Origin of the sequence: Streptomyces chisholmiae (assembly GCF_031845445.1) — a bacterium.
In the GTDB taxonomy this organism is placed as follows: domain Bacteria; phylum Actinomycetota; class Actinomycetes; order Streptomycetales; family Streptomycetaceae; genus Streptomyces; species Streptomyces chisholmiae.
The window spans coordinates 131,429-154,953 of the sequence record NZ_JAVREO010000016.1 but is presented as its reverse complement, the minus strand read 5'-3'; the positions used below and the strand labels follow the sequence as shown (position 1 = coordinate 154,953).

The following is a 23,525-nucleotide window of genomic DNA, read 5'->3' as shown; positions in this document are numbered from 1 at the left end:
CTGGCCAGTCCCCGGCCAACTTCTGCCCGAACCCCGCCGGCACCCGGGCCCGACTCCGGGCCCCGGGCCCCGACTCGGGCCTCGAACGGGAAGGACCGGTGTCACCCCCGGGCGGGAGGGTGACACCGGTCGACCGGCGGGCGGCGTCGCCCCGACACCGCGGCCGGTCAGTTGCCCCCGGCCAGCCCGTAGGCCATCTCGGGGGAGAAGGAGCCGGCGGGCCCGGCGCAGCCGTCCAGCTCACCCGGCAGCTTCACCCACAGGTAGGCGTCGATCCGCGGGTTACCGGTGTTGGCCGTGGGGTTCTCGCCCACCAGCCGGCCGGGCGGGTCGCACCACTCCTCGCCGTCGGGCCCGTTGCCGTTGCGGCTGGTGTCGATCACCGCGGTCAGCTCCGGGTCGCCCAGCTCGTTCAGCACCGCCTCGACGAAGGCGTTCTCCTCGCCGGTCACCCGGTAGTTGGAGACGTTGCTGTAGATGCCGTCCCCGCTCTCCAGGATGCCGGCCTCGCGCAGCGTCCCGGCGATGGTGGCCGGCTCGTGCCAGGCCGAGTGGCCGGCGTCGAAGTAGACCCGGGCCGCCGGGTTGGCGGCGTGGATCAGGTCGGCGGCCCGGGCCAGCGAGGAGAACCGCTCGGCCCGCTCGCCGTCGTCCAGGCAGGTGGTGAGCGCCAGCGAGTCGGGCTCCAGCACCACCAGCACCGGCTCGCTGCCGAGCCCGGCGGCGAAGTCCTCGGCCCAGTCCAGATAGGCGGGGAAGTCGGGGGCGCCGCCGGCGGAGGCGCCGCCGCAGTCCCGGTTGGGGATCATGTACGAGACGAGCACCGGCACCTCGCCGGCGGCCGAGGCGGCACCGGTGACGGCGGCGGCCTCCTCGGTGACGGTCTCGGGCTCGTAGTTGGCGAACCAGACGGCCTGCGGCTGGCTGGCGATGCGCTCGGCGATCAGCGGCTGCCTGGGGTCGTCAGGGTTCTCCTCGACCCAGGTGTGCACGTTGGCCGGGTAGTTGTGGAACACCGTGTCGTCAGGTAGTGCGGCGGCCTCGGCGCCGGACGCCTGGGCGGCGAAGGCGACGCCGGCCAGCAGGCCGCCGACGGACGCGGCGGCGGCCAGCGCCAGCGGCGCCCGCCGGCGCCGGGCGCGCCGGCGGTCGGGGGGTGTGGGGGTCTGCTCGGGGGTGCGCACGATGAATCGTTCCTCTCGGGACGATGGCGTGGGGCGTGCTGAGGAGCGGTGGGAGCGCTCCCATTTCGTTCGCCAGAACATAGCCGCTCGCGGCGGGTACGTAAACCGTTCGCGCGGGAACCGCGCGCCCGGAGCCCGGAACGAGGGCCGGCCGTCAGGGGGCTGGGCCCTCAGCCGCGGTCGGCGTCGGCCGGCTTGGCCCCGTGGGGAGTGTCCGCCCCGCCGGCCCCGCCGGCCTCGCGGCCGAAGGCGCGGTGGCTGTGCGCGAGGGCCGCGCGGACGGCCGGCCCGTGCGGCTCCCGCCAGACGAGAGCGAGCAGGGCCGGCGCCCGGACATCCTCGATGACCCGGGCGGTGAGCCGCTCGCGGTGGCTCGCCGCCATCGACGCGCTGAGCACCGCGACGCCGAGGCCGCGTGCCGCCAGGTCGGCGACGGCGTCCGCGGCGCTGGCCTGGAGGGCGATGGTCGGCTGGAGCCGCTGGGCGGTGCAGACGTCGTCGAGGAGGGTGCGCAGTCCGGTCCCCGGCGGCAGGCAGACGATCGGGTGGCGGATCAGGTCGCGGAGCGTGACCCGGCGGGCCCGCGCCAGCGGATGGTCAGCCGGCACCGCCACCACCAGCCGCTCGCTGACGACGGTCAGGCCCGCCAGCCCCTCGGGCGTCGCGTGCGCCGTTCCGACCAGGGCCAGGTCGAGGGTCCCGGCGCGCACCGCGGCGACCAGCCGGTCGGAGCCGTCCTCCTGAAGCGACAGTTCCACCCCCGGGTGCGCTCGGTGGAAGGCCGCCAGCGCGTCGAACAGCGGGGCGACTGTGCAGCCGATCACCATGCCGACCCGCAGCCGCCCCCGGAGCAGGCCCGTCACCTCGCCCACCGCTTGGCCGACCGCCCGGGCCGCGGCGAGCGCCGAGCGGGCGTGGTCGAGCGCGGCCTGTCCGGCGACGGTGAGGGTGGCGGTGCGGGCGGACCGGTCGAACAGTTCGGCGCCCAACTCCCGTTCGAGTTGCCGGATCTGGGCGCTGACCCCGGACTGACTGATGTGCACCCGCGCCGCGGCCCGGGTGAAGTTCCGCTCCTCGGCGACCGCGACGAAGTACTCCAGCTGCCTCAAATCCATGAATAGCCATGCTAGTTGCCAGCAGAACCAGCTGTTGGACTTCTGGTTCTGGGCCGACCACGCTGGGACATGTTCTACCCCCGTCCAACCCACCAGTAGGAGGCTCCCATGCCGGATCACGAGCGGGCCGAGCGCCCCGAGGACCTGACGCGCCTGTTCGTCGAGCGGTCCAACGCCGGTGACGCGGCAGGCGTCGCGGCGCTCTACGAGGAGGGGGCGGTCCTCGCCTACCCGCCTGGCCGACAGACCGTGGGTCGGGCGGCGATCCGGGAGCTGTGGGAGCGGGTGCTCGCCGACCGGCCGCGCTTCGAGCCGGAGCCGCCGCTGCCGACGCTGGTCAGCGGCGACCTCGCGCTCACCGCGACCCCGCCACGCGACGGCAGCGGGGCCCGCGCCCAGGTCGCCAGGCGCCAGCCGGACGGCAGTTGGCTGCGGGTGCTCGACCAGCCCGAGTTCGTGGCCCCCGGCAGTTAGGCCGGGCCTCGGGCGGCGGGGCGGCCTGGTCGAACGCCCGTGGGAGGAACCGCGGGGGCAGATCGGGGTGCTGGGTCCGTTCGAGGTCCGCGCGGACGGCGGGTTGGTGGCGGTGTTCGGCGCGCGGCTGCGCGGCCTGCTGGTCGCGCTCGCGCTGCGGCCGGGGCAGGCCGTCCATCAGGCGGAGGTTCTCCCGACCCGTCAGTTCGCCCACGGCGGCGGACTGCCCCGTCACCCCGATCGCCGCGCGCACCGCCCTGGTCTCGGTCGCCACGTTGCGCCCGGCGACCCGCACCGTGCCGGCGTCCGCGCCGAGCAGCGTCGTCAGGATGCTCACCGTCGTCGTCTTGCCCGCCCCGTTCGGGCCGAGCAGGGAGAACACCGAGCCGGCCGGCACCTCGAAGTCGACGCCGTCGAGCACGACCCGGTCCCCGTATGTCTTCCGAAGTCCTGTGACCGCGATCGCCGCACTGTTCATGCCCCTACCGTGGCGGCCGGTCCTGACACCGCCCTGGCACGCCGCTGCCGACGCGGACACCGGCGTCCGCCCCGCCGGCCGCGCCGTCCGACGGGCCGCGGGGCGGCGACGCGGTGCTACCAGCCGGCCGTCTTCAGAGCCAGGTGCAGCAGCAGGCGGTCCTCGCCGTCGTTCAGGTTGAGCCCGGTGAGGTGCTCGATCCGGGAGATCCGGTAGTACAGGGTCTGCCGGTGGATGCCCAGCGCCTCCGCCGTCCGCGTCGCCTGGCCGGCGTGGTCCAGGAAGACCTCAGCGGTGTGTGCCAACTCCCGGTGCACGGGCTGGAGCAGCGGCGCCACCGCCGGGTCCGGCGGCAGCCCCCGGGGCAGCGCGGCCAGCAGCCGGTAGGGGCCGATCGCCGCCCAGTCGGCGAGCGGGCCGAACCGGCCCGAGGCGGCCGCGGCCCGGGCCGCGCCCAGCGCCTCCGGCCAGGCCGCCGGCAGCTCGGCCACCGCCTCCCGGGGCGCGCTCAACCCGGCGGCCGGCCCGCCGGCCGCGCCGGCGCCCAGCCGCCTGGCCACCGACCGGCCCGCCGCCGGCCGGAGCAGCGCGGCCAACGCCCCGGCCCCGTCGGTCCGTTGCGCCGGCAGCTGGGCCAGCGCCAGCACGCCGGCCGGCGCCGCCGGCAGCTCGCGCGCGGCCTCCCAGGGCGCCACGGCCAGCAGCGCCAGCGGTCCGTCGGCCGCCGGCCCCAGCGCCTCGGCCAGCGCGGCGCCGGCCGCGCCCCGCTCCTCCCCTGGGCCGACCAGCAGCGCCCGCAGCGCCTCACCGAGCCGCGCGCCGACCCGCGCCTCCTCGGCGAGCAGCGCGCCGACCCGGCGGGCGATGGCCTGCGCCTCGGCCAGCCGGGGGTCGTCCAGCGCCAGTGCCCCGTCGTCGAGCAGCCAGATGTAGCCGCGCACCACCCCGCCGTGGCGCACCGGCAGGCACAGCCGCCCGGTGCGCACGCCGGCCCGTGGTTCCGGCGGGATGCGCACCGGGGCGCGCGCCGTGGTGATGCCGAAGCCCTCGAACCAGGCGCGCACCGGGGCGGTCGAGCCGCGCCCCAGGATGGAGCGGGTGCGGACCGGGTCGAGCACCCGGTCGTCGTCCTGGTCGTGGGCGCCGAAGGCGATCAGCCCGAAGTCCCGGCCCTCCAGGGTGGCCGGGGTGCCGAGCAGGGCGCAGACCTCGTCGATCAGTTCCTGATAGGCGGAACGCATCCCTCGTTCGTCACCTCCCGTCTCGCGTCGGCGCCGGTGCTTGGGGACCATTCTCCTGTAGCCCCATACAGATGTCTGAACTCCGGCGCCCCGTCCCTCGACAGCTGTCGATAGGCGCCCGGCCGTGCCGGTTCTACCTTGGCGGTGACCGATCAGGTACTGGTTCGCCGCTTCGCTCCGGCCGATCCCGGGAGGTGCCCGTGCTGGGACCCGTACTGCTGGCCGCGGCCGGCAGCGACCACGTGCGACGTCTGGTGGCGGGCACCCCGCTCACCCGTCCCGTGGTCGACCGCTTCGTCGCCGGCGAGGAGCTGGCCGACGCGCTGCACACCACCGACGGGCTGCTCGACCAGGGGCTGACCGTCACCCTCGACCGGCTCGGCGAGTCGGTGACCGACCCGGCCCAGGCGACGCGCAACCGCGACGGCTACCTGACCCTGGTCGACGAGCTGGCCGCCGCCGGGATCGCCGAGCGCGCCGAGCTGTCCGTGAAGCTCTCCGCCTTCGGCCAGGCGCTGCCCGACGGCCACGACATCGCGCACCGCAACGTGGCCCGGGTGGTGGCGGCGGCCAGCGCCGCCGGCACCGCGGTCACCCTCGACATGGAGGACCACCGCACGGTGGACTCCACCCTGGCCGTCCACCGCGCGCTGCGCGCCGACCATCCCGAGACCGGCGCGGTCCTCCAGTCCTACCTGTTCCGCAGCGAGGAGGACTGTCGCGCGCTGGCCGCCGCCGGGGCCCGGGTCCGGCTGGTCAAGGGCGCCTACCGGGAGCCGGCCGAGGTCGCCTTCCAGCGGCGGGCCGAGGTGGACCTGGCCTACGTCCGCTGCCTGCGGCTGCTGATGGACGGCGACGGCTACCCGATGGTGGGCAGCCACGACCCCCGGCTGATCGCCATCGCCGAGGAGCTGGCGAAACGGGCCGGCCGGGCGGCGGACGACTACGAGTTCCAGATGCTGTTCGGCATCCGCGACGCCGAACAGCGCCGGTTGGCGGCCCGCGGCCACCGGGTGCGGGTCTACGTCCCGTACGGCACCGACTGGTACGGCTACTTCATGCGCCGGCTCGCCGAACGCCCCGCCAACCTGACGTTCTTCGCCCGTTCCCTGGTCACCAGGGGCTAGGCCGCGACGGCCCGCGAACCGCCCCACCCATCCCACCCGGTCAGCAGTAAGGAGACGAACGGCCATGGACGCTGTGACCCAGGTCCCGACGCCGGTGAACGAGCCGGTGCTCGGCTACGCACCCGGCTCCCCGGAGCGCGCCCGACTGGAGCGCGCGCTGAAGGAGCTGAGCGAACACCCCGTCGACCTGCCGATGACCATCGGCGGCCAGCGCCGGATGGGCGGCAGTGAGCGCTTCGACGTGGTGCAGCCGCACCGGCACGCGGCCCGGCTCGGCACCTACGGCAACGCCACCGAGCAGGACGCGCGCGACGCGATCGACGCGGCGCTGGCCGCCGCCCCCGGCTGGCGCGCGCTGTCCTTCGACGACCGGGCGGCGGTCTTCCTGCGCGCCGCCGAGCTGCTCTCCGGCCCCTGGCGCGCCACCATCGCCGCCTCCACCATGCTCGGCCAGTCCAAGACGGTGCAGCAGGCGGAGATCGACGCGCCCTGCGAGCTGATCGACTTCTGGCGGTTCAACGTCCACTTCGCCCGCGAGATCCTCACCGAGCAGCCGCCGGTGCAGCCCAAGGGCGTCTGGAACCGGACGGACTTCCGCCCGCTGGAGGGCTTCGTCTACGCGGTCACCCCGTTCAACTTCACCGCCATCGCCGGCAACCTGCCGAGCGCCCCGGCGCTGCTGGGCAACGTGGTGGTCTGGAAGCCGTCGCCCACCCAGACGCACTCCGCCGTGCTGCTGATGCGGCTGCTGGAGGAGGCCGGGCTGCCGCCCGGGGTGATCAACCTGGTGACCGGCGACGGGCGGGCCGTCTCCGAGGTCGCGCTGCCGCACCCGGAGCTGGCCGGCATCCACTTCACCGGCTCGACCCCGACCTTCCGAACCCTGTGGCGGGGGGTGGCCGAGCACCTGGACGGCTACCGCAACTACCCGCGGGTGGTGGGGGAGACCGGTGGCAAGGACTTCATCGTCGCCCACCCGAGCGCCGACCCGGCGGTGCTGCGCACCGCGATCGTGCGGGGCGCCTTCGAGTACCAGGGCCAGAAGTGCTCCGCCGCCTCCCGGGCCTACGTGCCGGCCTCGATCTGGGAGGGCGGCCTGCGCGACGAGCTGGTCGCCGAGGTCGCGGGACTGACCATGGGCGACCCCACCGACCTGGGGAACTTCATGGCCGCCGTGATCGACGACCGGGCCTTCGCCAAGTGCCGGGACGCCATCGAGCGGGCCAAGGCCGACCCCAGCTGCGAGATCGTGGTCGGCGGCGAGTACGACGACAGCGTCGGCTACTTCGTCCGGCCCACGGTGCTGACCTGCTCCGACCCGGAGAACGAGGTGTTCACCCACGAGTACTTCGGGCCGATCATCGCCGTCCACGTCTACCCGGACGAGGACTTCGACGCCATGCTCGACCAGATGGAGTCGGTCGCCGACTACGCGCTGACCGGCGCGTTCCTCGCCCGGGACCGGGCGGCCGCCGCCGCGGCCAGCGAGCGGCTGCGGTTCGCGGCCGGCAACTTCTACCTCAACGACCGGCCCACCGGCTCGGTGGTCGGGCAGCAGCCGTTCGGCGGCGGCCGGGCCTCCGGCACCAACGACAAGGCGGGCTCGAAGTTCAACCTGCTGCGCTGGGTCTCGCCGCGGGTGATCAAGGAGACCTGGGTCGCCGCCACCGACTACCGCTATCCGCACATGGGTTGATCCGCACCCGGCGGCCGGTCTTCGGCCCCCCACCCGTCCCACGGGCCCCAGTGGCCCCGCTGGTCGGGGCGGGGGGCCGTCGGCGTCTCAGATAGTAGGACGGTCAAGCATTTGGGCAGACAGCACGGCGTCGGCGGGCTATTTTTGAGGGGAGGTTCCACTGGGGCTCGGCTGGCTTTGTCGAAACCCCACAGCCGTCCGCATCACAGCCGTCCGCAGCCGGGGCGCTCTCGTCCCGCGCGCAGTCCCTTCCCCACCTGGAGTAGGCCGCCATGGACGCCACCGCAGTCACTTCCGCCCCAGCCGCCACCGCCGTCACCGTCCGGCCCGCCCCCGAGCTGCCGGCCGCCCGCCCCAGCGCCCGCGGCCGGGCCAGGGCCGAGGCCCGGGCGGCGCGGCTCGCCAGCCGCCGGCACGCCGCCGCCGCGCTCCAGTCCGCCATCGACCGCCGGGACAACGGCGGCGTCGCTGACGACTGAGCCCATCCGGTCTCCCGGGCCGGCCCCGTCCGCATGGTGGACGCGTCTCCTCGAACAGTGGGACGGGGCGTAGGGTTCCCGGCATGGCTCGCAGCATCGATCTCGCGGTGATTCCCGGCGACGGCATCGGCCCTGAGGTGGTCGCGGAGGGACTCAAGGTCCTGACCGCCGTGCTGCCTTCCGAGGTGAAGCTGGAGACCAGCACCTACGACCTGGGGGCCAGCCGCTGGCACCGCACGGGTGAGACCCTCCCCGAGGCGGAGCTGGCCGGGCTGAAGGAGCACGACGCGATCCTGCTCGGCGCGATCGGCGACCCCTCCGTGCCCTCCGGGGTGCTGGAGCGCGGGCTGCTGCTGAAGCTGCGCTTCGCCTTCGACCACTACGTCAACCTCCGCCCCAGCCGGCTCTTCCCGAACACCGACTCGCCGCTGGCCGGCCGCCCCGAGATCGACTTCGTGGTGGTCCGCGAGGGCACCGAGGGCCCCTACGTGGGCAACGGCGGCTCGATGCGGACCGGTACCCCGGCCGAGGTCGCCACCGAGGTCAGCCTCAACACGGCGTTCGGTGTCGAGCGGGTCGTCAGGGACGCCTTCGAGCGCGCCGCCGCCCGCCCGGCCAGGAAGCTCACCCTGGTCCACAAGAACAACGTGCTGGTGCACGCCGGACACCTGTGGAAGAACACGGTGGACCGGATCGCCGAGGAGTACCCGCAGGTCAGCGTCGACTACCTGCATGTGGACGCGGCGACCATCTTCTTCGTGACCCAGCCCCAGCGGTTCGACGTCATCGTCACGGACAACCTCTTCGGTGACATCCTCACCGACCTGGCCGCCGCCATCACCGGCGGCATCGGCCTCGCCGCCTCCGGGAACATCAACCCGACCGGCGCCTTCCCCTCGATGTTCGAGCCGGTGCACGGCTCGGCCCCGGACATCGCCGGCACCGGCAAGGCCGACCCGACCGCCACCGTGCTCTCGGTCGCCCTGCTGCTGCGCCACCTCGGCTACCAGGCCGAGGCCGCCCGGATCGAGGACGCCGTCACGGCGGACCTGGCCGAGCGGGACGCGGCCGCGCCGCGCACCACCGCGGCCATCGGCGACGCGCTGGCCGCCCGAGTAGCCGGCTAGCCCGCCGGCCCCTGGCCGCCGGGCATGGTGCCCGGCGGCTGGTCGACCCCGGTCCGCTGGGTGCCTCGCAACCCTATCCAGGACCGCGTCCACCCCCGGACGCCCCGTCACCGCGTCGAGCTGCGGCCCCCGCGGTGTCCAAGGTGCGCCGGGTGTGTCACCCTGGTGTGTCCCGATGCTCGGACTTCCTAGTACCGAACCCGGGTCGCGGTCCGCCTCGACACTCAGTGAAGGAACGCGCTCACCATGACGACGTCTCCCCTCCCCTTCGACCTCAAGCCGTCCGCCCATCCGCTCCCCGCCGCGGACCGCGAGGCGGCCCTGGCCAACCCCGGCTTCGGCCGGCACTTCACCGACCACATGGTCACCATCAGGTACACCGAGGGGCAGGGCTGGCACGACGCGCGGCTCGAACCCTACGGGCCGCTGTCGCTCGACCCGGCGACCATGGTCCTGCACTACTCGCAGGAGATCTTCGAGGGCCTGAAGGCCTACCGGCAGGCGGACGGCTCGGTCGCCGTCTTCCGGCCGGAGGCCAACGGCGAGCGCTTCCAGCGCTCGGCCCGCCGCATGGCCATGCCCGAACTCCCGGTCGAGACCTTCGTCGAGGCCATGGACGTGCTGGTCCGGCAGGACGAGGCCTGGGTCCCGGCGAGCGGCGAGCAGTCGCTCTACCTGCGGCCGTTCATGATCGCCTCCGAGGTCGGGCTCGGCATCAACCGGCCGGCCAACGAATACCTCTTCATGGTGATCGCCTCCCCGGCGGGCGCCTACTTCCCCAAGGGCATCAAGCCGGTCTCCGTCTGGCTCTCCAAGGAGTACGTCCGGGCCTCGCCAGGCGGCACCGGCGAGGCCAAGACCGGCGGCAACTACGCGGGGACCTTCGTCGCCCAGGCCGAGGCCACCCGGCACGGCTGCGACCAGGTGGTTTGGCTGGACGCGGTGGAGCGCCGCTGGGTCGAGGAGATGGGCGGGATGAACCTCTACTTCGTCCGCGGCTCCGGCGCCGACGCGCAGATCGTCACCCCGCAGCTCACCGGCACCCTGCTGCCCGGCATCACCCGGGACTCGCTGCTGCGGATCGCCAGCGACCTGGGCTACTCCACCGGCGAGGTCAAGATCTCCACCGACGACTGGCGGCAGGGCAACGCCGACGGCACCATCACCGAGGTCTTCGCCTGCGGCACCGCGGCCGTGATCACCCCGGTCGGCTCGGTCCGCTCCGCCGAGGGGGACTGGACGGTCGGCGACGGCCAGCCGGGCCCGGTCACCCAGCGGCTGCGCGAGGAGTTGCTGGGCCTGCAGACCGGCGCCCGACCCGACCCGTACGGCTGGATGCACGCCATCCGCTGACCCGTACGCACCGCCCGGACCCCGGCCAGCCGGCCGGGGTCCGGATGGTGAGACATGATGGGCGCCCCGGCCGGGGCGTGGCAGACTGCCAGCGTGCTCTCGTTCGCCATCATTATTGGTGACCAGCGCGCCGGTCGACAGTGACCGCTGAACACCGCACGGACACGCGGCAGCGGACACCCCGTCCCAGACCCGCGCGCAGACCTCTCGCACCCGCGAGGGGTCTTTTCGTTTTCCGGCCCACCCCACGCCGGAACGGGAGCGCCGGGCGAGGGCGACCACGCCGCCCCAGGATCACGCACACGCACAGGAGTCCCAGCCCATGACGACGGATGCCACTCGACCCCAGTACCCGAACGACGAGTTCCATGTCTTCGACACCACTCTGCGCGACGGCGCGCAGCGCGAGGGCATCCACCTCACCGTGGCCGACAAGCTGACCATCGCCCGCCACCTGGACGACTTCGGGGTCGGCTTCATCGAGGGCGGCTGGCCGGGCGCCAACCCGAGGGACACCGAGTTCTTCCAGCGCGCCGCGCGGGAGATCGACTTCCGCAACGCCCAGCTGGTCGCCTTCGGCGCCACCCGCAGAGCCGGCCTGCCGGTCACCGAGGACCGGCAGGTGGCCGCGCTGCTGGAGTCGAACGCCCCGGTGGTGACGCTGGTCGCCAAGGCCCACGACCGGCACGTCGAACTGGCCCTGCGCACCACCCTGGACGAGAACCTCGCCATGGTGGCCGACACCGTGCGCCACCTGGTGGCGGCCGGCCGCCGGGTCTTCGTCGACTGCGAGCACTTCTTCGACGGCTACGCCGACAACCCGGAGTACGCCCTGTCCGTGGTCCGCACCGCCGCGGCCGCCGGCGCCGACGTGGTGGTGCTGTGCGACACCAACGGCGGGATGCTGCCCGCCCGGGTGACCGAGGTGGTGCGCGCCGTGCGCGCCGCGACCGGCGCCCGGCTGGGCATCCACGCCCAGGACGACACCGGCTGCGCGGTCGCCAACACGCTGGCCGCCGTCGACGGCGGCGCCACCCACGTGCAGGGCACCGCCAACGGCTACGGGGAGCGGGTGGGCAACGCCAACATCTTCCCGGTGGTCGCCGCCCTGGAGCTGAAGTACGACCGGCGGGTGCTGCCGCCCGGCGCGCTCACCGAGATGACCCGGATCTCGCACGCCATCGCCGAGGTGGTCAACCTGCCGCCGGCCACCCACCAGCCCTACGTCGGGATCTCGGCCTTCGCCCACAAGGGCGGGCTGCACGCCTCGGCCATCAAGGTGGACCCGGACCTCTACCAGCACATCGACCCGGAGCAGGTCGGAAACTCGATGCGGATGCTGGTCTCCGACATGGCCGGCCGCGCCTCGGTCGAGCTGAAGGGCCGGGAGCTGGGCTACGACCTGGACGGCGACCGCGACCTCGCCGGCCGGGTGGTGGCCAGGATCAAGGAGCAGGAGCAGCGCGGCTTCACCTACGAGGCCGCCGACGCCTCCTTCGAGCTGCTGCTCCGGGACGAGGCGGCGCGCCGCCGGGACCGCTTCTTCGAGCTGGAGTCCTGGCGCACCATCACCGACCACCGGACGGACGGCGGGATGGCCAACGAGGCCACCGTCCGGCTGTGGGTCAAGGGGGAGCGGGTGCTGGCCACCGGCGAGGGCAACGGCCCGGTGCACGCCCTGGACCAGGCGCTGCGCGCGGCGCTCGAACGGACCTTCCCGCAGCTGGCCAGGATCCAGCTGATCGACTACAAGGTCCGGATCCTGGAGGGCAGGTCCGGCACCCAGTCCACCACCCGGGTCCTGGTCACCAGCGGGGACGGCCAGGCCGAGTGGGCCACCGTGGGCGTCGCCGACAACGTGATCGCCGCCTCCTGGCAGGCGCTGGACGACGCGTACACCTACGGCCTGCTGCGGGCCGGGCTGCGCCCCGCCGGCTGACCGGCGCGCGGCGGCGCCCGACCGGCGTGCGGGCGCGGGCGCCGCCGCCAGCCCGGTTCTCCCTGTGGGCTTCCTCCAAGGCCCTCCGGGACGCTTCTGTCTGGTCCGGGCACCAACCGTTCCCTGGCGTTCCGGTTCTGTACAGCGCGGCCATGTTTTCCCGGAGGAGACTGTGTGGACCCGACGAGAGTACGGAGGACCCATGTTTCGTAGGGTCTATACATGACCGATCATGCCGAGACCGCAGCTCCCGAGGCGCCAGCCGCCACCGACACCCGGGGACGGGTGGCGGAGCTGTTGGCGATCCGCGCCGAGGCGCTGCGCGGCCCCTCCGAGAAGGCGACCGAGGCGCAGCACGCCAAGGGCAAGCTGACCGCCCGTGAGCGCATCGGTCTGCTGCTGGACGAGGACTCCTTCCACGAGGTGGGCGGGCTGCGCCGGCACCGGGCCACCGGGTTCGGACTGGAGGCGAAGCGCCCCTACACGGACGGCGTGGTCACCGGCTGGGGCACGGTGCACGGCCGGACGGTCTTCGTCTACGCGCATGACTTCCGCATCTTCGGCGGTGCGCTGGGCGAGGCGCACGCCGCCAAGATCCACAAGCTGATGGACATGGCGCTGGCGGCCGGCGCGCCCCTGGTGTCGCTGAACGACGGGGCCGGCGCCCGCATCCAGGAGGGCGTCTCGGCGCTCGCCGGCTACGGTGGCATCTTCCAGCGCAACACCCGGGCCTCCGGGGTGATCCCGCAGATCAGCGTGATGCTCGGCCCGTGCGCCGGCGGCGCCGCCTACTCCCCGGCGCTGACCGACTTCGTCTTCATGGTGCGGGAGACCGCCCAGATGTTCATCACCGGCCCCGACGTGGTGCAGGCCGTCACCGGCGAGCAGGTCACGCAGAACGGGCTGGGCGGTGCCGACGTGCACGCCGGGGTCTCTGGCGTGGCGCACTTCGCCTACGACGACGAGGAGACCTGCCTGGAGGAGGTCCGCTACCTCCTCTCCCTGCTGCCGGCGAACAACCGGGAGAACCCGCCGTCCGTCCCGGCCAAGGACCCGGTGGACCGGCGCTGCGAGTCGCTGGTCGACCTGGTGCCGCTGGACGGCAACCGCCCCTACGACATGCGGGTGGTGATCGAGGAGCTGGTCGACGACGGCGACTTCCTCGAGGTCCACGAGCGCTGGGCCGGGAACATCATCTGCGCGCTGGCCCGCTTCGACGGCCAGGTCGTCGGGCTGGTCGCCAACCAACCCCAGTCGCTGGCCGGGGTGCTGGACATCCACGCCTCGGAGAAGGCGGCCCGCTTCGTCCAGATGTGCGACGCCTTCAACATCCCCATCGTCACCCTGCTCGACGTCCCCGGCTTCCTGCCCGGCGTCGACCAGGAGCACGGCGGCATCATCCGGCACGGCGCCAAGCTGCTCTACGCCTACTGCAACGCCACGGTCCCGCGGATCTCGCTGGTGTTGCGCAAGGCGTACGGCGGCGCCTACATCGTGATGGACTCCCAGTCCATCGGCGCCGACCTGACCCTGGCCTGGCCGAGCAACGAGATCGCCGTGATGGGCGCGGAGGGCGCGGCCAACGTGATCTTCCGTCGGCAGATCGCCGCCGCCGAGGACCCGGACGCGATGCGGGACCGCATGGTCAAGGAGTACAAGTCCGAGTTGATGCACCCTTACTACGCCGCCGAGCGTGGTCTGGTGGACGATGTGATCGACCCGGCGGAGACCCGCACGGTGCTGATCCACGCCCTGGAGATGCTCCGCGCCAAGCACGCGGACCTGCCGGCCCGCAAGCACGGCAACCCGCCCCAGTGATCTGATCCGAACCTTTCGTGTGCGAGTGAGGAAGCCACCCATGACTGCTGTGCCGAGTGACCCGCGTCTGGTGCGGGTGGAGAAGGGTGCCGCCAGCGACGAGGAGCTGGCCGCCGTGACCGCGCTGCTGATGGCCCGGGCGGCCCAGCGGGGCGCGCCCGTCGAGACGTCCGCGCCGGGGCAGTCCCCGGCGGGCTGGCGCCGGTTGGAGCGCGGCAGCGCCTACCGGGCCCCGCACAGCTGGCAGGGCTGAGCACGGATGGGGGCGCGTCCGGACCGGGACGCGCCCCCATCGCGCACCAGGTCGCTCCGCGTCGCCGCGTGACGCCGCATGACGAAACCCCCGGCCCAGTGGGCCGGGGGTTGGTCGCGTGGTACCCGAGCGGGCCTGCTCGGAGCCGGTCGGTGACCGGGCGGGCGACGTCAGCGGGTGACCGCCGCGAAGCCGCCGGCGGCGGCCGGCAGTTGGTCCTTCTCCAGCACCGTGCGACGCGGGTTGGCGGTGGCGGCCGGCAGCTCGGGAGCGCCGGCCGGGGCCAGTTCCGCGGGGGCGAGTGCGCTGGCGTCCGACAGGTGTGCCAGGGTGGTACGCCGCGGATTGGCGATGGAGCGGGTGATCAGCGTGCTCGTCACGGTGTCAGCCTTGTCAGTCCGGGAAGTTTTGTACAACCGAGGCTATGCGTGGGTTACCCGGCAGAGGTGGGGTGGTAGTCGCCCGTGGGGTGTGAGGTTCCTCACGGAGCAAGGGGCATAACGTGTGAATCGGTACATTCGCCACCGCTCCGAACCCGGATATTTCCGGGCGTAGTGGACTCCGCACCTTCGAGGAGGCTGGGGGCCCCTGAGGGGTTGGTGACGATGTGGCGGCCAAAGGTCCGATTACTCCCGCGTATCACGCACGCCAGGTGATGAAACGCCTTCGCAGCGTCATAGATGTCACAGGAGTATCCCGGGCCCTTGTTGGAGGTCGGTCACTGTGCTGGAATTCCACGAACCGAGCGGGTCAGTGGGTTTTGTGAGGGCGCACGCCAGCGTCAGTCACGAACCGCCCCGAACACCTTCACCCGCCGGTTGCCCAAACGATCGTTACGGGGCCGCGACGGCCCCGGGTTCGATACCGTCCACCGCGCCAGCGGTGCGACGCCTGGTCCAGAGGTTGCGACGCTAGTGCAGGGACGTTTCAAGAAGGAAGGCGGTGCCGCGGGGGACGCGGGCCGGAGCGGCGCGATGGATCGCGACTCCTCCGCCGGGTCCGCACCGGGCGCCGAGCCTGCTTCACCGGCTGCCGGCGGGAAGGAGCAGCCTTCCGGAAAGCCCTCGGACGGCAAGGCCACCGGGGCCGGCCCCGGTGGCTCGACGGTGCGTCCGATCAACGCCGGCTCCAGACTCGCCCTGCGTAACTGGCGGATCAGCACCCGCCTGGTGTCCCTGATCGCCCTCCCGGTGGCCGCGGCGACGGTGATGGGCGCCCTCCGGATCGAGCAGTCCCTGGACAATGTCGACCAGCTGGAGGACATGCAGCTGCTGACCGACATCACCCAGCAGGCCACCCTGCTGGCGGCGGCCCTCCAGGAGGAGCGCGACCGCTCCGCCGGACCCCTGGTCAGCCGCGAGGCCACGAGCGCGACCAGCGACGAGATCGTCAGTTCCAGGGAGCGCACCGACGAGGCGATCACCGCCTTCAGCGACGCCCGCCTGCAGGTCTCCAGTCACGACGAGTCCATGCGGGGCGTCGAGGCGACCATCCACGACATCGGCCGCCGGCTCAACGAGCTGAGCCAGGTCCGCAACACCGCCTACGGCGACCCGGACTACACGGCCCAGACGATCACCCAGTACAGCGAGGTGATCGAGGCCCTGCTCAGCCTCTCCCAGGACATGGCGCAGGCCACCAGCAACGCGGACATGATCAACAGCACCCGGGCGCTGGCCGCGTTCTCCTCGGCCAAGGAGCACGCCTCCATCCAGCGCGCGGTGATCACCGCCGGTCTGGCGCGCGCCGAGCGGCCCGGCGGCCAGGCCGAGCTGTCCAACGCGGACTGGCGGTTCGGCCGTACCCACCTGATCAGCGAAGAGGTCGCGCTCGACAACTTCGCCCAGATCTACGGCGACTCGACCGAGGTCAGCGAGCTGCTCGCCCCGCTGGAGGGCGGCATCGCCAACATCGCCGCCGCCGACGACTACGCCCAGCGGGTCTTCTCGGCCCTCGAGGGCATCCGCACCGAGGAGCGGACCTACCGCAACTGGTACGACCAGGACCGCACCAAGATCGAAGCGATGGGCAACATCGAGCGGACCCTGCTCTTCGAGATGCAGGACCAGGCTCGCCAGCTCCGCGACGAGGCCCAGCGCGAGGCCATGCTCAACGGTGTCATCGCGCTGCTGGTGCTCGGCATCTCGCTGGTCGGCGCCTTCGTGGTGGCCCGCAGCATGGTGCGCTCGCTGCGCCGCCTCCAGGACACGGCGACCGAGGTGGCCCGCACCCGGCTGCCCGAGGTCGTCAAGCAGATGTCCGAGGCCGAGCCCGGCAACGTCGACACCTCAGTCGAGTCCGTCGGCGTGCACACCAGGGACGAGATCGGCCAGGTCGCGCAGGCCTTCGACGACGTGCACCAGGAGGCCGTCCGGCTGGCCGGTGAGCAGGCGCTGCTGCGGGGCAACGTCAACGCGATGTTCACCAACCTCTCGCGCCGCAGCCAGGGCCTGATTCAGCGCCAGCTGTCGCTGATCTCCGAACTGGAGTCCCGCGAGGCCGACCCGGACCAGCTGTCCTCGCTCTTCAAACTCGACCACCTGGCGACCCGCATGCGGCGCAACGGTGAGAACCTGCTGGTCCTCGCGGGTGAGGAGCCCGGCCGCCGGTGGACCCGACCGGTGCCGCTGGTGGACGTGCTGCGCGCCGCCGCCTCCGAGGTGGAGCAGTACGAGCGGATCGAGCTGAGCGCGGTCCCCAAGAACGATGTCGCCGGCCGGGTCGTCAACGACCTCGTGCACCTGCTGGCCGAGCTGCTGGAGAACGCCACCTCGTTCTCCTCCCCGCAGACCAAGGTCAAGGTGACCGGCCACGCCCTGCCGGACGGCCGGGTGCTGGTGGAGATCCACGACACCGGCATCGGCCTGTCGCCCGAGGACCTGGCGGAGATCAACGACCGGCTCGCCAACCCGCCCACGGTGGACGTCTCCGTCTCCCGCCGGATGGGCCTGTTCGTGGTCGGCCGGCTGTCCCTGCGGCACGGTATCCGCATCCAGCTGCGGCCCTCCGACTCCGGTGGCACCACCGCGCTGGTCATGCTGCCGGCCGAGGTCGCCCAGGGCGCGGGCGGCCCCCGCCCCGGCGGGCGGCCCACCGGCAGCACCTCGGCCACCCTGCAGCGCGACACCCCGCCGGTGCGCCGGCCCTCGCTGGGCAAGCCGGAGTCCGCCCAGCGCGAGACCGGGCTGCCCGGCCGGCCGCCGCAGCGCGGCCTCGCCGCCGGCGCCGGCCGTCCCGCGCTGCCGTCCCGCGGCGACGGCCGCCCCGGCGGCCCCCAGGCGCCGCAGCCGCCGGCCGCGCCGCCGGCACCGCCGGCGCAGCGGCCCGAGCCGCAGTCGGCGCCCGCCACGCCGCCGGCGCCCCCGGCCGCCGGCCGGCCGAGCTGGGCCACCGCCGACGACACGGCCCGAATACCCGCGATCAACGAGGCGATGGACGCCCCGCGCGGCCATGACGAGCCCGCGACCACCGGCGAGTTCCCCCGTCCGCAGGCACCCGCCGGGTACCCGGACGCCGGCTTCCCGGCGGCGCCGACCCCGCAGGGTCCGCGGTCGGGCCTGCCCGGCCCGGCCGGTCCGCAGGCGCCCCGCCCGGACGGGCGCGGCCAGGGCGGGGAGTTGGCGGAGCCCTCGGTCTTCGACGCCCCGCCGGCGCCGCGCGGCCGGCCCGGCCCGCAGGACACGGGTGGCTTCGCCATCGCCGACTACTCCGACCGCGAGTTCCCCACCGGCGGCTACCCGGTGGCGCGGCCCGACGAGTACTCCGCCGGCGGTCTCCCGGCGCGCCGCGAGACCGGCCGCCCCGACCTGCCGCCGGCCCCCGGCGACCGGCGGCCCCCGGAGGAGGCCCCCGCCGAGCGGACCTCCTCCTGGCAGCGCCCGCAGGACGAGCTGAGCGCGCCGCTGCCCCCCGAGGAGCCGCGCCGGCCGGCGGAGCGGACCCCGATCTTCGAGGAGATGGAGTCCACCTGGTTCGGCACCCGCCGCGCCTACCCGCAGCAGCCCGCCGGCGAGCCGCCGGCCGCGCCCTCGACCCCCACGGCGCCGCCCGCCCCACGCGAGGCGCCAGCAGCACCCGCCCCCACGACTCGACCGGACAGCCCGGCGAGCGCCGTCCCCCCGTCCGCGCAGGCCCCGTCGCCGGCGGCCGGCCCGGCTGCCTGGCGGACCTCGCCCAACGACGAACGGTGGCGCCAGGCCGAGCAGTTGAAGCAGCCGAGCGCGGGCGGCGTCACCACCTCGGGGCTGCCCAAGCGGGTGCCCCGGGCCAACCTGGTCGCCGGGGCGGCCCAGCCGCAGCAGCAGGAGACCACCACGGGACCGTCGGTCTCCCGCAGCCCGGACGACGTCCGCGGTCGATTGACCAACCTCCGCCGGGGCATCCAGCAGGGGCGCCAGGCCGGCACTTCGGCCGGTGGCAGAGACCGGGGCGTCGGCCCCACCTATCAGTAGGAGCGTTAGTGTGAGCCCGATGAGCCAGGCGGCGCGGAACCTCAACTGGTTGATCACCAGTTTCGTGGAGAACACCCCGGGGGTGTCGCACACGGTGGTGGTGTCCGCCGATGGTCTTCTTCTGGCGTTGTCCGAGGGGTTTCCGCGGGATCGTGCTGACCAGTTGGCGGCGGTGGCTTCCGGGCTGACGTCGTTGACGGCTGGTGCGTCGCGGATCTTCGAGGGTGGTGCGGTGAATCAGACGGTGGTGGAGATGGAGCGGGGGTTCCTGTTCATCATGTCCATCTCCGATGGTTCGTCGTTGGCGGTGTTGGCGCATCCGGAGGCCGACATCGGGTTGGTGGGTTACGAGATGGCGTTGCTGGTGGACCGCGCCGGCACCGTGCTGACGCCCGATCTGCGCGCCGAGCTTCAAGGCAGCCTTCTGAACTGACGTCCCGCTCCCCCCACATGAGCACACCCGTCCGCCACGTCGAACCTCATGTTTAGCTCGGAGGAGCCATGAACACCCCGCCGCCCTCGCAGGGCTCGTACGGTGCCTCGCACAACTACGGGTCCTATGACGACGAGGGCGACCAGCCGCTGGTACGTCCCTACGCCATGACCGGCGGCCGGACGAAGCCGCGTTACCAGCTGGCGATCGAGGCGCTGGTGAGCACCACCGCGGACCCCGTGCAGTTGCAGGGGCTGCTCCCGGAGCACCAGCGGATCTGCCAGCTCTGCCTTGAGGTGAAGTCCGTCGCCGAGGTCTCCGCGCTGGTCGCCATTCCCCTCGGGGTGGCCCGGATTCTGGTGGCCGACCTGGCCGAGGCCGGATTTGTCGCTATCCATCAGCCGGGTCATGACGGAGAGCCCGGCGGTCAGCCAGACGTGACACTGCTGGAAAGGGTGCTCAGTGGACTTCGGAAGCTCTGACGGATTCGGCCACCCGGGCCAGGGGACGTCTCCGACGCCGACGGCCACGACCTCGGCGAAGATCGTGGTGGCTGGTGGTTTCGGCGTGGGTAAGACCACGTTTGTGGGGTCGGTTTCGGAGATCAATCCGCTGCGGACCGAGGCGGTGATGACGTCGGCGTCGGCGGGGATCGATGATCTGACGCACACGGGGAACAAGACCACCACGACGGTGGCGATGGACTTCGGTCGTATCACGTTGGATCAGGATCTGATTCTGTACCTGTTCGGTACGCCGGGTCAGGATCGTTTCTGGTTTATGTGGGATGACCTGGTGCGGGGTGCGATCGGGGCGATCGTGTTGGTGGACACGCGGCGGTTGGCGGACTGTTTCCCGGCGGTTGACTACTTCGAGAACAGTGGTCTGCCGTTCGTGATCGCGTTGAACGGGTTCGACGGGCATCAGCCGTACTCGCCGGAGGAGGTGCGGGAGGCGTTGCAGATCGGTCCTGACGCGCCGATCATCACCACGGACGCGCGGCAGCGCGCGGAGGCGAAGAGCGGTCTGATCACCCTCGTCGAGCACGCCCTGCTCGCGCGGCTGCACTGAGCGGCACGGCGGCCCGGTGCCGCCGGGCCGGCGCCCGCCGGGAGTTGGTAACGATTCGGCGGATGCTCGGCCGCCGGAATGTCTACGCGTGGCGAGCGGGCCGTCTCACTCCGCGCGCGGCTTCGCCGGCAAACACCCCCCTCGTGGGGGATTGTCGGATTTGGGTGGCTCGTCTCGGCAGGAAGCTGACGACCAGGGGGATTGGAAACTCGCCCCTCGGCGTGCTGGAATCGCACGACTCCACAGTCACGGCAGCCGGTCGTCGGTCGGCTTTCCCTGTCGAGAGGTGAGATAGCGGTGAGCCGCAGCAGCGCGACCCCCTCCCCAGCGGGGGACCCCGAACACCCTCGGCCCGTCCCACCGGGCGAGGCCGAGCCGGTTGGCGTGCCGGTGGCGGTGAGCGCGCCCGGCTCCCGGTTCGCGCCGCGCAACTGGCGTGTCGCCACCAAGCTCAACGCGATCCTGCTGATCCCGGTGCTGGTCGCCCTGGTGGTCGCGGGGCTGCGGGTCAACGACTCGCTGCGCACCTGGCAGGAGGCCCAGGACGCCGAGCGGGTCGCCGAACTGGTGCGCGCCTCCACGGCCTACAGCCACGCGCTGATCGACGAACGCGACGTCAGCGCCGCACCGCTGCTGGAGGGCAACCGCGAGGCCTCGGTGGTCGGCGAGGCCCGCCGGGTCACCGACGCGGCGCGCGCGGAGTTCCACGCGCGCTGGGCGGACACCCCGCACACCGAGGGCCTGCTGCACCGGATGGAGCAGGTCGAGGCCGCCGAGTGGCAGCTGGAGGAGCTGCGCGAGCGGGCCTACACGGACCAGCTGGTCGGGGTGCAGACGGAGGAGAGCTACGTCACCATCCAGCACCCGCTGATGTCCTTCGCCAACGAGCTGGGCCTCGGCGTCGACGGGCTAGAAACCAGCGGGCGGGCGGTCTACGCCCTCTCCCTCGGCAAGGCCGCCAGCTCGCTGCAACGGGCCATCGGCACCCGGCTGCTGCTCGACCCCGGGCCCGAGGCGGAAGCCCACCAGGTGCAGCTCACCGCGTTCAACTCCTACGCCTACCTGGAGGAGATCGCCAAGGCCGAGTACGCCTCGACCGGCTCGGCCGAGGACATGGAGTACCTGGAACGCCGGCTCTCGGACGCGGCCGACTCGGCGCTGGCCGGGGAGTCGGAGGAGCGCAGCAGCCTGCTCTCCCTGGTCCAGCTGCTCGGCTCCGGGCAGAGCGCCGAGGAGCTGGCCGAGCAGGGCCTCACCCCGGACGTCTGGTTCGCCGCGGCGACCGCCGAGTTCGACGGCTACCGCGCCGTCGAACAGGAGCTGGTCGACCAGGCGGTGACCGAGGCGGGCGAGCTGGCCTCGTCCGCCCGCAACGAGATGGTGCTCAACTCGCTCGCCGTGCTGGCCGCCCTGCTGCTGGCCTTCGTGGTGGCCGGGCTGATGGCCCGCGCGATGAGCCGGGACATGCGCCGACTGCGCACCGCCGCCTTCGAGGTCGCCGGCCGGGCGCTGCCCGCCGTGGTCGACCAGCTCTCGCAGGCCAACCCCGGCCAGGTCGACACCGCCGTCACACCCATCCCCATCTCCAGCCGGGACGAGATCGGCGAGGTCGCCCGCGCGTTCGACCAGGTGCACCGGGAGGCCGTCCGGCTGGCCGCCGAACAGGCCCTGCTGCGGGGGAACGTCAACGCGATCTTCACCAACCTCTCCAGCCGCAACCAGGGCCTGATCGAACGGCAGCTGTCGCTGATCTCCGAGCTGGAGTCCCGCGAGGCCGATCCGGAGCAGCTGGCCAACCTCTTCAAGCTGGACCACCTGGCGACCCGCATGCGGCGGAACGGCGAGAACCTCCTGGTGCTGGCCGGGGAGGAGCTGGAGCACCGCTGGAACCAGCCGGTGCCACTGGTGGACGTGCTGCGCGCCGCGGCCTCCGAGGTGGAGGACTACAACCGGATCGAGACCACCGGCGTCCCCGAGTGCGAGATCCACGGCGGGGTCGTCAACGACCTGGTGCACCTGCTGGCCGAGCTGCTGGAGAACGCCACCAGCTTCTCCTCCCCGCACGCCAAGGTCCGGGTCACCGCGACCCGGCTGCCGGACGGCCGGGTGATGATCGAGATTCACGACAAGGGCGTCGGTCTGGGCCAGGAGGGCTTCACCGAGATCAACCGCCGGCTGGCCGCCCCGCCGGCCGTGGACGCCGCCATCTCGCAGCGGATGGGCCTGTTCGTGGTCGGCCGGTTGGCCGCCCGACACGGCATCCGGGTCCAACTGCGGCCCTCAGGCGAGCAGTCGGGCACCACCTCCCTGGTCATGCTCCCCGAGGCCATCACCCACGGCGGCGGTGGCCAGCGCCCCGACACGGAGGAACGGTTCACCGTCTCCCGGATCATGACGGAGGAGGCCGGCGGCATCTCCGCGGCCGAGCGCGAGGCCGGTCTGCGGACCGCCGCCGAACTCGGCTTCGACGACTCGCGGTACGCGGACTTCGCGCCGGTCGGCCGGGTGCCGGGCACCGAGCCGGCCCCGGGCGCGCACCCGGGCCAGCCGCCCGTCGACACCGCGCCACTGCCGCCGGCGGCCGGCGACTGGCCGGCGGTCGCCCCGGCGCACCCCGGCCAACCGGCACACCCCGGCCAACCGGCGCACCCCGGCCAACCGGCGCATGCCGCCGTGCCGGCGCAGTGGCAGCCGGGCCAGCCGGCCGCGGCCGACCCCATCGGCGCACCGGCGGCGGATGGCCAATACTGGCCGGACCAGTACCAACAGCCCGCGCCCGAGCCCGCGGCCCCCCGCTTCGACGCGTTCTCGACAGCTGCGGATTCCGGCCACGATGGTCCCGGGAACAGCGCGCAGCGCGTAGGCTTCCCTGGGTCGGGCCCGGTCCAGACCGAGGGCGGCCCGGCGAGCGACCAGGGGCTTCCCCGTCGTGTACCACGTCACCAGCGGCCCGAGGAGGAACCGGCACACGGCCAGGGGCAGGGCCCCGAGGCCCAGGCACCGCGCTGGGAACGCGGGCCGCGCCGCGAGGAGCGCACCGACGGCACCACGTCCGCCGGGCTCCCGAAGCGGGTGCCCAAAGCCAACCTGACGGAACACGCACCCTCCGAGTCCGCTCCCGGCGGACCGCAGGTCTCCCGCGACCCCCAGGATGTCCGCGGCCGGCTGAGCAGTCTGCGCCGCGGGGTACAGCAAGGACGCGGCGCCGGCTCGGGCCGGGGCGCGCAGAACGACGAACCGGGCCCAGGTCCCGGTCACACCTACGAGCAGGAGCGTTAGTGTGAGC

At 73.2% G+C, this 23,525-nt stretch carries 18 protein-coding genes and 1 pseudogene; 14 read left to right on the top strand and 5 right to left on the bottom strand.

Annotated features, from left to right (window positions below):
* Window positions 1–167 precede the first annotated feature (167 nt).
* A complete protein-coding gene (locus tag RM844_RS24275) occupies window positions 168–1,184 on the bottom strand; it encodes a glycoside hydrolase family 6 protein (RefSeq protein WP_311669482.1) in 1,017 nt (338 codons plus the stop codon).
* A 170-nt stretch (window positions 1,185–1,354) separates the two neighbouring features.
* Entirely contained in the window at window positions 1,355–2,299 is a 945-nt protein-coding gene (locus RM844_RS24270) for a LysR family transcriptional regulator (RefSeq protein ID WP_311669481.1), read from the bottom strand.
* A gap of 108 nt (window positions 2,300–2,407) precedes the next feature.
* Here RM844_RS24270 and RM844_RS24265 point away from each other — a divergent pair, with 108 nt between their 5' ends.
* The gene (locus RM844_RS24265) at window positions 2,408–2,773 is read left to right on the top strand and encodes a YybH family protein (RefSeq protein WP_311669480.1); all 366 of its coding nucleotides are present in this window, start codon (window positions 2,408–2,410) and stop codon (window positions 2,771–2,773) included.
* Window positions 2,774–2,909: 136 nt separating this feature from the next.
* Here RM844_RS24265 and RM844_RS24260 read toward each other — a convergent pair.
* Window positions 2,910–3,251: pseudogene (locus RM844_RS24260) on the bottom strand (ATP-binding cassette domain-containing protein); the annotation flags it as partial.
* Between the two features lie 116 nt (window positions 3,252–3,367).
* Entirely contained in the window at window positions 3,368–4,492 is a 1,125-nt protein-coding gene (locus tag RM844_RS24255; RefSeq protein WP_311669479.1) for a PucR family transcriptional regulator, read from the bottom strand.
* 200 nt (window positions 4,493–4,692) lie between these two features.
* Here RM844_RS24255 and RM844_RS24250 point away from each other — a divergent pair, with 200 nt between their 5' ends.
* From RM844_RS24250 to RM844_RS24215, 8 genes are all read left to right on the top strand, one after another.
* Window positions 4,693–5,619, top strand: a complete 927-nt coding sequence (locus RM844_RS24250; protein WP_311669478.1) for a proline dehydrogenase family protein — start codon at window positions 4,693–4,695, stop codon at window positions 5,617–5,619.
* Window positions 5,620–5,683: 64 nt separating this feature from the next.
* Window positions 5,684–7,315: an L-glutamate gamma-semialdehyde dehydrogenase gene (gene pruA, locus RM844_RS24245; protein WP_311669477.1), complete on the top strand. Its 1,632-nt coding sequence runs from the start codon at window positions 5,684–5,686 to the stop codon at window positions 7,313–7,315.
* 272 nt (window positions 7,316–7,587) lie between these two features.
* On the top strand, window positions 7,588–7,794 hold the full coding sequence (locus tag RM844_RS24240; RefSeq protein ID WP_311669476.1) for a hypothetical protein: 207 nt from the start codon (window positions 7,588–7,590) through the stop codon (window positions 7,792–7,794).
* 83 nt (window positions 7,795–7,877) lie between these two features.
* Window positions 7,878–8,921: a 3-isopropylmalate dehydrogenase gene (locus RM844_RS24235; protein WP_311669475.1), complete on the top strand. Its 1,044-nt coding sequence runs from the start codon at window positions 7,878–7,880 to the stop codon at window positions 8,919–8,921.
* Window positions 8,922–9,167: 246 nt separating this feature from the next.
* Window positions 9,168–10,274 carry a branched-chain amino acid aminotransferase gene (locus RM844_RS24230; RefSeq protein WP_311669474.1) on the top strand — a complete coding sequence of 369 codons (1,107 nt, stop codon included), beginning with the start codon at window positions 9,168–9,170 and terminating at the stop codon, window positions 10,272–10,274.
* Between the two features lie 322 nt (window positions 10,275–10,596).
* Entirely contained in the window at window positions 10,597–12,213 is a 1,617-nt protein-coding gene (gene cimA, locus RM844_RS24225; RefSeq protein WP_311669473.1) for a citramalate synthase, read from the top strand.
* A gap of 222 nt (window positions 12,214–12,435) precedes the next feature.
* The gene (locus RM844_RS24220; protein WP_311669472.1) at window positions 12,436–14,031 is read left to right on the top strand and encodes an acyl-CoA carboxylase subunit beta; all 1,596 of its coding nucleotides are present in this window, start codon (window positions 12,436–12,438) and stop codon (window positions 14,029–14,031) included.
* A 40-nt stretch (window positions 14,032–14,071) separates the two neighbouring features.
* Window positions 14,072–14,284, top strand: coding sequence for an acyl-CoA carboxylase subunit epsilon (locus RM844_RS24215; RefSeq protein WP_311669471.1), 213 nt, complete (start codon window positions 14,072–14,074; stop codon window positions 14,282–14,284).
* Window positions 14,285–14,454: 170 nt separating this feature from the next.
* Here the strand turns inward: RM844_RS24215 and RM844_RS24210 are convergent, their stop codons facing one another.
* The gene (locus tag RM844_RS24210; RefSeq protein ID WP_311669470.1) at window positions 14,455–14,664 is read right to left on the bottom strand and encodes a hypothetical protein; all 210 of its coding nucleotides are present in this window, start codon (window positions 14,662–14,664) and stop codon (window positions 14,455–14,457) included.
* Between the two features lie 534 nt (window positions 14,665–15,198).
* Here RM844_RS24210 and RM844_RS24205 point away from each other — a divergent pair.
* From RM844_RS24205 to RM844_RS24185, 5 genes are all read left to right on the top strand, one after another.
* The gene (locus tag RM844_RS24205) at window positions 15,199–18,735 is read left to right on the top strand and encodes a sensor histidine kinase (protein WP_311669469.1); all 3,537 of its coding nucleotides are present in this window, start codon (window positions 15,199–15,201) and stop codon (window positions 18,733–18,735) included.
* Window positions 18,736–18,754: 19 nt separating this feature from the next.
* A complete protein-coding gene (locus RM844_RS24200; RefSeq protein WP_311669468.1) occupies window positions 18,755–19,168 on the top strand; it encodes a roadblock/LC7 domain-containing protein in 414 nt (137 codons plus the stop codon).
* Between the two features lie 68 nt (window positions 19,169–19,236).
* The gene (locus RM844_RS24195) at window positions 19,237–19,650 is read left to right on the top strand and encodes a DUF742 domain-containing protein (RefSeq protein ID WP_311669467.1); all 414 of its coding nucleotides are present in this window, start codon (window positions 19,237–19,239) and stop codon (window positions 19,648–19,650) included.
* Window positions 19,631–20,239: a GTP-binding protein gene (locus tag RM844_RS24190; RefSeq protein WP_394814586.1), complete on the top strand. Its 609-nt coding sequence runs from the start codon at window positions 19,631–19,633 to the stop codon at window positions 20,237–20,239. The genes RM844_RS24195 and RM844_RS24190 overlap by 20 nt, the downstream gene beginning before the upstream one ends.
* Window positions 20,240–20,536: 297 nt before the next feature.
* Window positions 20,537–23,518 carry a nitrate- and nitrite sensing domain-containing protein gene (locus tag RM844_RS24185; RefSeq protein WP_311669466.1) on the top strand — a complete coding sequence of 994 codons (2,982 nt, stop codon included), beginning with the start codon at window positions 20,537–20,539 and terminating at the stop codon, window positions 23,516–23,518.
* The last annotated feature ends 7 nt before the right edge of the window (window positions 23,519–23,525 follow it).

Excerpts from the sequence above, each read along its gene's own strand:
- RM844_RS24270 (WP_311669481.1), bottom strand. The coding sequence starts at position 2,299 with ATGGATTTGAGGCAGCTGGAGTACTTCGTCGCGGTCGCCGAGGAGCGG.
- RM844_RS24265 (WP_311669480.1), top strand. The coding sequence starts at position 2,408 with ATGCCGGATCACGAGCGGGCCGAGCGCCCCGAGGACCTGACGCGCCTG.
- RM844_RS24255 (WP_311669479.1), bottom strand. The coding sequence starts at position 4,492 with ATGCGTTCCGCCTATCAGGAACTGATCGACGAGGTCTGCGCCCTGCTC.
- pruA (WP_311669477.1), top strand. The coding sequence starts at position 5,684 with ATGGACGCTGTGACCCAGGTCCCGACGCCGGTGAACGAGCCGGTGCTC.
- RM844_RS24240 (WP_311669476.1), top strand. The coding sequence starts at position 7,588 with ATGGACGCCACCGCAGTCACTTCCGCCCCAGCCGCCACCGCCGTCACC.
- RM844_RS24235 (WP_311669475.1), top strand. The coding sequence starts at position 7,878 with ATGGCTCGCAGCATCGATCTCGCGGTGATTCCCGGCGACGGCATCGGC.
- RM844_RS24230 (WP_311669474.1), top strand. The coding sequence starts at position 9,168 with ATGACGACGTCTCCCCTCCCCTTCGACCTCAAGCCGTCCGCCCATCCG.
- cimA (WP_311669473.1), top strand. The coding sequence starts at position 10,597 with ATGACGACGGATGCCACTCGACCCCAGTACCCGAACGACGAGTTCCAT.
- RM844_RS24220 (WP_311669472.1), top strand. The coding sequence starts at position 12,436 with ATGACCGATCATGCCGAGACCGCAGCTCCCGAGGCGCCAGCCGCCACC.
- RM844_RS24215 (WP_311669471.1), top strand. The coding sequence starts at position 14,072 with ATGACTGCTGTGCCGAGTGACCCGCGTCTGGTGCGGGTGGAGAAGGGT.
- RM844_RS24200 (WP_311669468.1), top strand. The coding sequence starts at position 18,755 with ATGAGCCAGGCGGCGCGGAACCTCAACTGGTTGATCACCAGTTTCGTG.
- RM844_RS24195 (WP_311669467.1), top strand. The coding sequence starts at position 19,237 with ATGAACACCCCGCCGCCCTCGCAGGGCTCGTACGGTGCCTCGCACAAC.